This is a genomic window from Streptomyces sp. M-16, from assembly GCF_052114405.1.
Taxonomy (GTDB): Bacteria; Actinomycetota; Actinomycetes; order Streptomycetales; family Streptomycetaceae; genus Streptomyces.
The window spans coordinates 19780-31173 of the sequence record NZ_JBFRER010000087.1 but is presented as its reverse complement, the minus strand read 5'-3'; the positions used below and the strand labels follow the sequence as shown (position 1 = coordinate 31173).

At 74.3% G+C, this 11394-nt stretch carries 8 protein-coding genes; 6 read left to right on the top strand and 2 right to left on the bottom strand.

Features of this window, described 5'->3' with window-relative positions:
* The 4 genes from AB4039_RS30350 to AB4039_RS30335 form a co-directional block, all read left to right on the top strand.
* Nucleotides 1-4508 (top strand): SDR family NAD(P)-dependent oxidoreductase (locus AB4039_RS30350; protein ID WP_442272288.1); only part of this gene is annotated, 4508 nt, incomplete at its 5' end.
* A 179-nt stretch (nt 4509-4687) separates the two neighbouring features.
* On the top strand, nt 4688-5074 hold the full coding sequence (locus AB4039_RS30345) for a nuclear transport factor 2 family protein (RefSeq protein WP_266844998.1): 387 nt from the start codon (nt 4688-4690) through the stop codon (nt 5072-5074).
* Nucleotides 5075-5151: 77 nt separating this feature from the next.
* Complete coding sequence (locus AB4039_RS30340; RefSeq protein ID WP_442272287.1) at nt 5152-5934, top strand: thioesterase II family protein; 783 nt, start codon at nt 5152-5154, stop codon at nt 5932-5934.
* Nucleotides 5935-6056: 122 nt separating this feature from the next.
* Nucleotides 6057-6878, top strand: coding sequence for a class I SAM-dependent methyltransferase (locus tag AB4039_RS30335; protein WP_266844997.1), 822 nt, complete (start codon nt 6057-6059; stop codon nt 6876-6878).
* A 109-nt stretch (nt 6879-6987) separates the two neighbouring features.
* On the opposite strand, the gene AB4039_RS30330 is transcribed toward AB4039_RS30335, so the two are convergent.
* Complete coding sequence (locus tag AB4039_RS30330; RefSeq protein ID WP_266844996.1) at nt 6988-7233, bottom strand: ferredoxin; 246 nt, start codon at nt 7231-7233, stop codon at nt 6988-6990.
* A gap of 53 nt (nt 7234-7286) precedes the next feature.
* Nucleotides 7287-8507: a cytochrome P450 gene (locus AB4039_RS30325; protein ID WP_266844995.1), complete on the bottom strand. Its 1221-nt coding sequence runs from the start codon at nt 8505-8507 to the stop codon at nt 7287-7289.
* A 240-nt stretch (nt 8508-8747) separates the two neighbouring features.
* Here AB4039_RS30325 and AB4039_RS30320 point away from each other — a divergent pair, with 240 nt between their 5' ends.
* Both AB4039_RS30320 and AB4039_RS30315 read left to right on the top strand, forming a co-directional pair.
* Nucleotides 8748-9701 carry an ABC transporter ATP-binding protein gene (locus tag AB4039_RS30320; RefSeq protein ID WP_266844994.1) on the top strand — a complete coding sequence of 318 codons (954 nt, stop codon included), beginning with the start codon at nt 8748-8750 and terminating at the stop codon, nt 9699-9701.
* Nucleotides 9698-11326 carry an anibiotic ABC transporter gene (locus tag AB4039_RS30315; RefSeq protein WP_266844993.1) on the top strand — a complete coding sequence of 543 codons (1629 nt, stop codon included), beginning with the start codon at nt 9698-9700 and terminating at the stop codon, nt 11324-11326. Before AB4039_RS30320 ends, AB4039_RS30315 begins: the two co-directional genes overlap by 4 nt.
* Nucleotides 11327-11394: the final 68 nt, after the last annotated feature.

Sequence of the window (11394 nt, the reverse complement as noted above, 5' to 3'; positions counted from 1 at the left end):
TGCTGGAGGGTCCCGAGCTGACGGCGGCGTACTGGTACGAGAACTGCCGCCGGCCGGTGTCCTTCGAGCCGGTCGTCCGCTCCCTGCTGGCCGACGGGTTCCGGGCGTTCGTGGAGTCCAGCGCGCACCCGGTGCTGACGTACGGGCTGGTGGAGACGGCGGAGGCCGCGGGCACGGAGATCCTGGCCACCGGCACCCTGCGGCGCGGTGAGGGCGGCCTGGCCCGCTTCACCACCTCCCTGGCCACCGCCTGGACCCGCGGCGTCGACGTCGACTGGACCGCCCTCAGCGGCCCGGACGCCACCACCGTCGCCCTGCCCACGTACGCCTTCCAACGCCAGAGCTACTGGCTCAAGCCCGCCCCCGTCCGGCCCGAGGCGCCGGCCACCGGACCCGCCGGCGCCGACGAGACCGAGGCCCGCTTCTGGGCCGCCGTCGAGGCCGAGGACCTGGAGGCCCTGGCCGGCACCCTCGCCCTCGACGAGCGCCGGGCCCTCGGCGAGCTGCTGCCCGCCCTCGCCACCTGGCGGCGCGGACAGCAGGCCCGCTCCACCCTCGACTCCTGGCGCTACAAGGTCACCTGGACCCCGCTGACCGCCGGGCCCGCCGCCGCGCCCGCCCCGGCCGGCACCTGGCTGATCGTCGCCCCGCCCGCCGCGGGCGGCGTGGCGGGTACGGTCGCCGCCGGCCTCGCGGCCCGCGGCGTCGAAACCGTCCTCTTCGAAACCGACCCGGCCGCCGCCGACCGCGCGGCCCTCACCGCCCGGCTCGGCGAGACCACCGCCGCCCTGCCCGGCCTCGGCGGGGTCCTCTCCCTCCTCGCCCTCGACGAGGCGGCCGGCGCCACCGGCACCCACGTCCTCGTCCAGGCCCTGGCCGACGCCGGGATCACCGCCCGGCACTGGGCCGCCACCCGGGGAGCCGTCGCCGCCGGCCGCGCGGACGCCCCGGCCATACCCGCGCAGGCCCGCGTCTGGGGCCTCGGCCGGGTGGTCGCCCTCGAACAGCCGGGCAGCTGGGGCGGTCTCGTCGACCTGCCGCCGGCCCTGGACCAGCGGGCACTGGACCGGCTCGCCCGGCTCCTCGCCGGCGGCTACGGCGACGAGGACCAGGTCGCCGTCCGTACCAGCGGCGTCCTCGGCCGCCGCCTGGTGCGCGCCCCGCTCGGCGACCGCGAGCCGGTCCGCCGCTGGGAGCCGTCCGGGACCGTCCTGGTCACCGGCGGCACCGGAGGCGTCGGCGCACAGGTCGCCCGCCGCCTCGCCGCCACCGGCGCCGCCCACCTCGTCCTCGTCGGCCGGCGCGGCCCCGACACCCCGGGCGCGACGGAACTCGCCGCCGAGATAAGGGCGTTGGGCGCCGAGGTGACCCTCGCCGCCTGCGACGTGGCGGACCGCGCACAGCTGGAGGCGGTCCTCGACGCGATCCCGGCCGGACAGCCCCTGACCGCGGTCGTCCACGCCGTCGGCGTCCCGCAGTACACCCTCGCCGGCGAGACCACGGCGCAGGAGTTCGAGGCGCTCTCGGCCGCCAAGGTGGCCGGCGCCGACCACCTCGACGCCCTCCTCGCCGACGCCGACCTCGACGCCTTCGTCCTCTTCTCCTCCAATTCCGGGGTGTGGGGCGCGGCCCGGCACACCGCCTACGCCTCCGCCAACGCCTACCTCGACGCCCTCGCGCAGCGGCGCCGGGCCCGCGGCCGGAGCGCCACCTCCCTCGCCTGGGGCGCCTGGGGCGGCGGCGGCATGATGGAACTGGAAGGGGCCGAGGAGTACATGCGCCGCCGCGGCGTCCTCGAAATGGATCCGCGGGCCGCCCTGAACGCCATGGTCCAGGCCGTCGAACACGACGAGACCTTCGTCGCCGTCGCCGACGTGGACTGGGCCCGCTTCGCCCCCGGCTTCACCTCCGAGCGCCCCAGCGCCCTGCTCACCGACCTCGTGCCGCAGGCCGCGCCCACCGCGCCCCGGCCCGCCGACGACTCCTCCTCCGAGCTGGTCCGCAGCCTGCGCGCGGCCTCCCCGGGCGAGCGCACCACCCTGCTGACCGACCTCGTACGGGACCGGGCGGCCTCCGTGCTCGGCCACGCCTCGGGCGAGGCGATCGAAGCGGGCCGGGCCTTCAAGGAACTCGGCTTCGACTCGCTCACCGTCGTCGAACTGCGCAACCGGCTCACCGACGCGACCGGACTGACGCTCCCGGCCACCCTGGTCTACGACCACCCGAGCCCGGTCGCCCTCGCCCGCTTCCTCGGCACCGAACTCCTCGGCTCCGGCGAGCAGGAGCCGGCCGCGCCCGCCACCGACGGCCACGGCGCCGCCGGGGACGAGGACCCCGTCGTCATCGTCGGCATGAGCTGCCGCCTCCCCGGCGGCATCGAGACCCCCGAACAGCTGTGGCAGGCCGTCTCCGAGGGCGAGGACCTCGTCGGGGACCTGCCGCGCGACCGCGGCTGGCGGATCGCCGACGCCGCCACCGAGGGCGCGGCCGAGGGCGAGGGCGGGGAGGGCTTCCAGGCCGTCAAGACGCTCAGCCAGGCCGGACTGCTGCGCGGCATCGGCGAGTTCGACGCCGCCTTCTTCGGCATCTCCGAGGCCGAGGCCCTCGTCATGGACCCCCAGCAGCGGATCCTCCTCGAAACCGCCTGGGAGGCATTCGAGCGCGCCGGGGTCGACCCCCGCGGGCTCACCGACGAGCAGATCGGCCTCTACCTCGGCGTCGGCTACCAGGGCTTCCTGCCCACCGAGCGGATCCCCGAGGAGAGCGAACCGCACTTCGGCAGCGGCATCGCCCCGGCCATCGCCTCCGGCCGGGTCGCCTACGCCCTCGACATCCACGGCCCGACCCTGACCGTCGACACCGGCTGCTCCTCGTCCGGCGTCGCCCTGCACCTGGCCGTCCAGTCGGTCCGGCGCGGCGAGTGCGCGATGTCCCTCGCCGGCGGCGTCACCGTCCTGTCCGCCCCGGTCGCCTGGCACCACATGGGCGGCGCCGCCGCCGACGGCCGCTGCAAGCCCTTCTCCGAAGACGCCGACGGCACCGGCTGGGGCGAGGGCGCCGGCATGGTGCTCGTCGAACGCCTGTCCCGGGCGCGGCGCCTGGGCCACCCGGTCCTGGCCGTCGTACGGGGCTCCGCGGTCAACCACCACGGCGCCGGCAACGGCCTCACCGCCCCCAGCGGCGTCTCCCAGCAGCGCCTCATCCGGCAGGCCCTGGCCGACGCCGGCCTGAGCGCCCGGGACGTGGACGCGGTCGAGGGCCACGGCACCGGAACCCCGCTCGGCGACGCCATCGAGGCCGAGGCCCTGCTGGCGACGTACGGCCAGGACCGCCCGGCGGACCGGCCGCTGCTGCTGTCGACCGTCAAGTCCAACATCGGCCACCCGCAGTCCGCCTCCGGCGTCACCGGCGTCATCAAGACGGTGCTGGCCCTGCGCCACGCCCTGCTCCCGCAGACGCTGAACGTCAAGGAGCCCACCAGCCGCGTGGACTGGTCGGCGGGCGCCGTACGCCTGGTCACCGAGCCCACCCCGTGGCCGGAGACCGGCCGCCCGCGCCGGGCCGGGGTCTCCTCGCTCGGCGCCAGCGGCACCCAGGTCCACATCGTCCTCGAAGCGCCGCCCGCCGAGGAGCCTGCCCGGGCCGGCCGGCCCGGCGGCGCCCCGGGGGCCGTCGCGGTCCCGCTGTCCGGCCGCACCCCGGGGGCGCTGCGGGCCCAGGCGGCGCGCCTGGGCGCGGCACTCGCCGAGGACCCCGCCCTCGACCCCGCCGACGTCGGCTTCACGCTGGCCACCGGCCGGGCCGCCTTCGAACACCGGGCGGTCGTACTCGCCGGGGACCGCGAGGAGCTGCTGGGGGCGCTCGGCGCGGTCGAACGGGGTGATGACGACCCCCGGGTCGTCGTCGCCGGCTCCGCGCGGATCGCGTTCACCGGAGCCGTACGCGGCCTCGCGGACGCCCTGTACGTGGCCCGGCCCGTCTTCGCCGACGCCTGGGACGCCGTACGGGCGCACCTCGACGTCCGGCTGGCGGCCCCCTTCCCGCCCGTCGCCGAGGCCTTCGCCGAGGAGGTGGCCCTCTTCCGGCTGTACGAGAGCTGGGGGCTGGCCCCGCAGGCGCTGCTGGTGTCCGGCCCCGGCCGGCTCGCCGCCGCGCACGTCGCGGGCGCGCTCTCCCTGGAGGAGGCCGTCGAGGTGCTGGCCGTCCTCGCGGACGGCGGCCGGCCCCGGGTGACGGCGACGGCACGGCCGGAAATCGCCCTCCTGGACGCCGAGTCCGGGGAACCGCTCGGCGAGGACTGGACCGAGGGCCTCGCCGAGGCCCTGGCCGCCCCGGCCCCCGCCCCGGACCCGGACCGGGCGGCCGACGCGCCGCTGGCCCTGGCCGCCGCCTTCCACAGCGCCGGCGAACCGGTCGACTGGGCGGCGGTGTTCGAGGGCAGCGGGGCCCACGGCGTGGACCTGCCCACCTACCCCTTCCAGCGCGAACGGTTCTGGATCTTCGGCTAGCCGCCGGCGCCCGGCGGACCCCGTGTCCGCCCCTACCCGTCCACCCCCGGCCCCTGACGGCCGGGGGTGGACGTATGTCCGCAGCCGCCCGCGCGGCGTCTTAAGCGCGGCTTTAAGCCACGCGCCTACGGTCACGCCCGCGTACGTACGTACGTCGATCACGACCGTGGAGGAACCCCATGCTGGACGAGCAGAAGCGCAAGGAGATCGTCGCGGAGTACTTCCGCAAGGTGAACGAGGGCGACATCGACGCCATCCTCACCCACTTCACCGAGGACGCCCGGATCGAGGACCCGGTCGGCCGCGAGCCCCGTGTCGGCCGCGCCGCGCAGCGCGAGTACTTCCACAGCAACGTCGCCGCCGAGGTCACCGTCGCCCCCGGCCACGCCTCCGTGGGCCAGGACGGCAAGCAGGTCGCCGTCCCGGTCGCCGCGACGATGACCAACATCCTCGACCCGAACCGCACCCGCACCAACATCAACGCGGTCGACGTCTTCACCATCAACGCCGACGGCCTGATCGAGGACATGCGCGTCTTCTGGGGCATGAGCGACATCGGCGTCTGAGCCACCCCACCGCGCTGCCGGCGCCCCGCTGCCCCGGCGCACCCGACAGGCGATCACGACCGAGGAAAGGTACGGAGATGAGCACCCCCGACGAGCACAGCGACCTGTGGATCCGGCGATTCCACCCCGCGCCGGAAGCGCACCACCGCCTGGTGCTGCTGCCGCACGCCGGTGGCAGCGCCTCCTTCTTCTTCTCCCTCTCCAAGGAGCTGGCCGGGCACGCCGAGGTACTGGCCGTGCAGTACCCCGGCCGCCAGGACCGCCGCGCCGAACCGCCCCTGGACGACGTGGCCGCGCTGGTGGAGCAGATCCACCGCGCGCTCCAGCCCTGGACCGACAAGCCGCTGGTGCTGTTCGGGCACAGCATGGGCGCGGTGCTCTCCTTCGAACTCGCGCGGAGGTTCGAGCGCGAGGGGGCCCCGCTGCTCGGCCTGATCGCCTCCGGCCGGCGCTCCCCGACCGTCCGCCGCGAGGAGAACGTCCACACGCGCGGCGACGACGCGCTGATCGCCGAGATCCGGGCGCTGAGCGGCACCGACGCGGGCCTGCTCGCCGACGAGGAGCTGCTGCGCATGGTGCTCCCGGCGATCCGCAGCGACTACAAGGCCATCGAGACCTACCGCTACCGCCCGGACGGTCCCGGACCGGCCCTGAAGTGCCCGATCAGCGTGCTCACCGGCGAGTCCGACCCGCGCGTCAGCGTCCCCGAGGCCGCGCAGTGGCGGGAGCTGACCGGCGGCGCGTTCGGCCTGCGCACGTTCCCCGGGGGGCACTTCTACCTCACCCCGCAGCAGGCCGGTGTGACCCGGGCGGTCATCGAGGACCTCGCGGCCTTCACCTCGGTGCCGGCGGGGCGCTGAACCCCGCGCGCCGAAGCCCCGCGCGCCGAAGCCCCGCGCGCCGGCGGCCGCCGCTGCCGCCGCGGCCACTGCCGTACCGAACGAGCGAACGAACGACCGAACGAACCGAGACGGGTGTCCCCATGCAGACCAAGGTGCAGTTCAGCGCGGCGACGAGAAACCTCCTCGTCGCCCTCTACTCCCGGGCCCATGACGCCAAGTCGGGGCGCCCGATCCTGAACGACCGCCTCGCGGTGCGGGCGGTCGAGTCCATCGAGGACTACGACGAGCTGAAGGTCCAGCTCAAGATGCGCGACGACGACGCGATCTCCCTCGCCATCCGCGGCAAGGAGGTGGACCGCTGGGTGCAGGACTTCCTCATCCGCAACCCGCGCTCCGTCGTCCTGCACCTCGGCGCCGGCCTCGACGGCCGCGTCTTTCGCATCGAGCCCTCCGACGACGTCGAGTGGTACGACCTGGACCTGCCGGAGATCGCGCAGATCTACCGGGACCTGTTCCCGGAGCGCGACCACCACCACGTCATCGGCGCCTCGGCCCTCGACCCCGACTGGCTGGACTCGATCCCCTCCGACCGCCCGGTGCTCGTCGTCGCCGAGGGCGTCCTCGTGTACTTCACGGAGGACCAGGTCCGTGACCTCATCACCCGGATCGTCGGCCGCTTCCCCAAGGGCGAGCTGCTGTTCGACGCCTACACCCCGTTCTCGGTGAAGGCGATGAACAAGCACTGGACGGTCAAGGCGACCGGGCAGCGCTTCATCTGGGGCCTGGAGGACCCGAAGACGCTGGAGCAGTGGGACCCGCGGATCGAGCACAAGCTGGAGTGGACCTTCACCGACTCCCCGTACGTGTCGCACATGCCGTGGACCTCCCGGATCATGTGCAAGATCATGAACGCGATCCCGGTGCTGCGGAAGTACAACCGCGTGATGCGCTACACCTTCTGACGGCCCGAGGGGCGGGCGGCGCGGGCCGCCGCGCGCCCCGCGGAACGGGCCCGGCACACGGAAGGGGCCCGGGAGCCGACCGGCTCCCGGGCCCCTTCCGCGCACCCGCTCACAGCTCCGGGGCGATCACCGTTCCGGTCGCCACCTCGGTGAGGCGGATGGCCTCCACCGGGCAGTTCAGGGCGGCGTCCAGCAGCCCCGCGTCGGCGTCCGCGGTCCCGCACAGGGCCTCGGCGCGGCCCTCCACCAGCCGGAAGTACGCCGGCGCCGCGTGCACGCACATGCCCGTGCCCGTACACGCCGCCCGGTCCACGCTGATCTGCCAGCGCGTCTTCTCCAGGGTCTCGGTCGTCATGCTCGTCCTCTCCTGTCCTCGTCGTTACAGCGGTGCCGTCACCGGGTGCGCCGTCACCAGCGGACCGGCAGTTCCAGGGGCCCGCGCACCAGCAGGCTGGCCCGCCAGGCGATGGCGTCGTCCTCGATCCCCAGCTCCAGGGTGGGGAAGCGGTCCACCAGGGCCTTGACGGCCACCCCGAGCTCCATGCGCGCCAGCTGGGCCCCCACGCAGAAGTGGACCCCGTGCCCGAAGCCCATGTGGTGGTTGTCCTCACGGGTCAGGTCGAGCCGCTCCGGGTCGGCGAAGGCCGTCGCGTCGTGGTTGGCCGAGTGGATGTGGACGTACACGGCCTCGCCCTCGGCGATCGTGGTGCCGCCGATCTCCAGCTCCTCCGTGGCGATCATCGCCGCGTGGTGGCCGGTGCCGAGCGGGATGTAGCGCATCAGCTCGTCCACGGCCCGCGGCAGCAGCTCGGGCCGCTCGCGCAGCAGCGCCAGCTGGGCCGGGTGGCGCAGCAGCGTGTACACGAAGTTGGTGATCTGGTTGGCGGTGGTCTCGTGGCCGCCGGCCAGCAGCACCACCGTCAGCGAGACCAGCTCCTGCTCGGTGAGCCGGTCGCCCTCGTCGCGGGCCTGGATCAGGGCGCTGAGCATGTCGTCCGAGGGACTGGCCCGGCGGCGCGCGATCAGGTCCATGATGTAGAAGCACAACTCGTTGACGCGCGAGGTGAATTCGGCGTGCGGCAGGGTGTCGCCCTGCATCAGCGCGTCCGCGCCGCGCCGGAACACCTCCCGGTCCTCGTACGGGACGCCCAGCAGCTCGCAGATGACCCGGGTCGGCAGCGGCCACGAGTAGTGCGCCACCAGGTCGGCGGGGGACCCCTGGGACGCGAGGTTTCCGGCCAGTTCCGCGGCGATCTCCTCGACGCGCGGCCGCAGTTGCTCGACGCGCCGCTTGGTGAACGCCTTGGTCAGCAGGCGGCGCAGGCGCGAGTGGTCCGGCGGGTCCATGTACATGATGCCCTCGGGGCCCACGAGCATCTTCTGGCGGCGCGGTACGTCCTTGTTCACCACGGCCGCGCGGCTCAGTCTCTGGTCCGCGAGGGCGGCCCGGACGTCCTCGTACCTGGTCACGAGCCAGGCGTCGCCGCCGTAGGGAAGGGTGATGCGGCTCACCGGTTCCTCCCGGCGGAGGTCGGCGAGGACCGGCTCGATGTCGAGCCCGCGGATGGGGGTGAAGGGGAAATTCCGCAGCGCGGTGATCATCCGGGGGTCGATGGTGACGGTAGACATGACGCTCCCTCATCTTTTCCGTGTGCCCTGCAACGGTCCGGATTGGCGAGGGGTGGGTCAACCCCTACCCGACACCCGTACGCACCCCTGAATCCGGTCACGGGCACGCCCTCACATTGCTCCGGAAAGCCGATCGGCGGAATGCTGATCCGGGCCGCAACCTGGCCGCGGTGCCGTCGTCTTCGGGAGTCGCACGGACGACGACTCCGATGAACACGACATCGTGAAAGGTGGTGTGCGGTGGCACCGAGCGAGAACGCGATCGCCGCAACAGGACTGATCAAGAACTTCGGGAAGTTCCGGGCACTCGACGGACTCGACCTGACCGTACGCACGGGCGAGGTGCACGGCTTCCTCGGCCCCAACGGGGCCGGCAAGTCCACCACCATCCGGGCCCTGCTGGGCCTGCTCAGGCTGGACGGCGGACAGGCCTCCCTGCTCGGCAAGGACCCCTGGGCCGACGCGGTGGACATCCACCGCCGGCTCGCCTACGTCCCCGGCGACGTGAGCCTGTGGCGCAACCTCTCCGGCGGCGAGGCCATCGACACCCTCGGCGCCCTGCGCGGAGGCATCGACCAGGACCGCCGCAACGAGCTGGTCGAACGCTTCCAGCTCGACCCGACCAAGAAGTGCCGCACCTACTCCAAGGGCAACCGGCAGAAGGTCGCCCTCGTGGCCGCCTTCGCCTCCGACGCCGAACTCCTCATCCTCGACGAGCCCACCAGCGGCCTCGACCCGCTGATGGAGGCCGTCTTCCAGGACAGCGTCAAGGAGGTCAAGCGGCAGGGCCGCACCGTCCTGCTCTCCAGCCACATCCTCGGCGAGGTCGAGGCCCTGTGCGACCGCGTCAGCATCATCCGCAAGGGCCACACGGTCGAGACGGGCACCCTCACCGAGCTGCGCCACCTCACCCGCACCGCCCTCTCCGTCGAGTCCGAGCGCGCCGTCACCGGCGTCGAGGCGCTCGCGGGCGTCCACAACGTGCGCGCCGAGGGCCACCACGTCCGCTTCGACGTGGACAACGGCAACCTCGACACCGTGCTCTCGCACGTCGCCTCCTTCGGCGTCCGCGCGCTCACCAGCACCCCGCCCACCCTCGAAGAGCTCTTCCTGCGCCACTACGGCGACCACGTCGAGGAAGGCGGCGAGCAGCCGAGCGGACGGCGCGCCAAGGCGGGAGCGGGCGCGCGATGAGCGAGTACGCGAACACCCAGCCGCTGCTCAAGCTCGCGCTGCGCCGGGACCGCATCCAGCTGGCCGTCTGGCTCTACGGCACCGCGGCGCTCGCCTACAGCGCGGCGAGCAGCGTCGGCAAGACCTACGCCGACGAGGCCGCCCGCACCGACGCGGTCAAGCTGCTCACCGACAACCCGGCCCTGCTGCTCACCCGCGGCGCGCCCGTCGGCACCAGCGAGGGCGCGCTGGCCATGGTCCAGGTCCTGACGTTCCTGTGCGTCCTGGCCGGTCTGATGAACACCTTCGCCGTGGTGCGGCACACCCGCCAGAACGAGGAGAGCGGCCGCGCCGAACTCGTCGGGGCGGCCCCCGTGGGCCGTCAGGCGGGCCTCGCCGCGGCCCTGCTGCTGACCGTCCAGGCCAACGTGGGGCTGTTCATCTTCCTCGGCATCGTGCTGCCGCTGGCCGGGCTGCCCATCGGCAGCTCGCTCGTGGCCGCCGCGGCCGTCGCCGCGACCGGACTCGCCTTCGCGGGCGTGGCCGCCATCACGGCCCAGCTGGCCGGCACCTCGCGGGGTGCCAACTCGCTGGCCGGCGCGGTGATCGCCGTCGCCTTCCTGATCCGCGGCATCGCCGACGCGGGCGGAGAGGTCCAGGCGTCGGGCACCGTCGTGGAGAGCTCCTGGCTGTCCTGGCTGTCCCCGATCGGCTGGGCCCAGCAGACCAGCCCGTTCGGCGAGGACCGGTGGTGGGTCCTCGTGCTCCCGCTGCTGTTCGCCGCCGTCACCGCGGCCGTCGCCGTACGCCTCTCCGCGCGCCGCGACCTCGGCGCCGGCGTGTTCGAGGACCGTCCGGGCCCGGCCGCCGCCGCTCCCGGGCTGCTCGGCGCGTACGGGCTGGCCCGACGCCTGCACCGCGGCTCGCTGATCGGGTGGGCCGTGGGCATCGCCGTGCTCGGCGCGGTGATCGGCGGCATGGGCAAGTCCGCCGGGGACGCCCTGAAGGACAACGCCGACCTCACCGAGACCCTCGGCAAGATCGGCGGCGGGGGCGGTGCCCCCGTCGACACCTTCTTCGCGTCGATGATGGTCATGGTCGGCGCGATCACGGCCGGCTTCGTCGTCCAGGCGCTGCTGCGGCTGCGCGCCGAGGAGACCTCCGGCCGGCTGGAGTCCCTGCTGGCCACCGCCGTCGGGCGGGGCCGCTGGGTGGCGAGCCACGTGGTCGTCGCCGTCGCGGGCTCGCTGATCCTGCTGCTCGTCGCCGGACTGGCCGCGGGCCTCACCTACGGGGCCGCGGCGGGCGACGTCGGCGCGGGCGTGGCCGACCTGACCGGGGCGGCGCTGGTCCAGGCCCCCGCGGTGCTGGTCCTCGCCGGTGTCGTGGTGCTGGTGTTCGGCCTCGCGCCGGGCGCCTCCTCCGGCGCCGCGTGGGGCGCGCTCGCCCTCTGCCTGGTCGTCGGACAGCTCGGCGCCCTGCTGAAGCTGCCCCAGGCGGTGCGCGACCTCTCCCCGTTCAGCCACCTGCCGGCGCTGCCCGCGGTGGACGTACGGGTGCTGCCGCTGGTGCTGCTGACGGCCGTGGCCGCGCTGCTCCTGTGGGCGGGCACCGCCCTGTTCGGGCGGCGCGACCTGGCCGCCTGAACCGGCGCCCTGACCCGGCGCACGAAGAGGCCGTCCGTACCGGAACATCCCGGTGCGGACGGCCTCTT

Excerpts from the sequence above, each read along its gene's own strand:
- AB4039_RS30345 (WP_266844998.1), top strand. The coding sequence starts at position 4,688 with ATGCTGGACGAGCAGAAGCGCAAGGAGATCGTCGCGGAGTACTTCCGC.
- AB4039_RS30340 (WP_442272287.1), top strand. The coding sequence starts at position 5,152 with ATGAGCACCCCCGACGAGCACAGCGACCTGTGGATCCGGCGATTCCAC.
- AB4039_RS30335 (WP_266844997.1), top strand. The coding sequence starts at position 6,057 with ATGCAGACCAAGGTGCAGTTCAGCGCGGCGACGAGAAACCTCCTCGTC.
- AB4039_RS30330 (WP_266844996.1), bottom strand. The coding sequence starts at position 7,233 with ATGACGACCGAGACCCTGGAGAAGACGCGCTGGCAGATCAGCGTGGAC.
- AB4039_RS30325 (WP_266844995.1), bottom strand. The coding sequence starts at position 8,507 with ATGTCTACCGTCACCATCGACCCCCGGATGATCACCGCGCTGCGGAAT.
- AB4039_RS30315 (WP_266844993.1), top strand. The coding sequence starts at position 9,698 with ATGAGCGAGTACGCGAACACCCAGCCGCTGCTCAAGCTCGCGCTGCGC.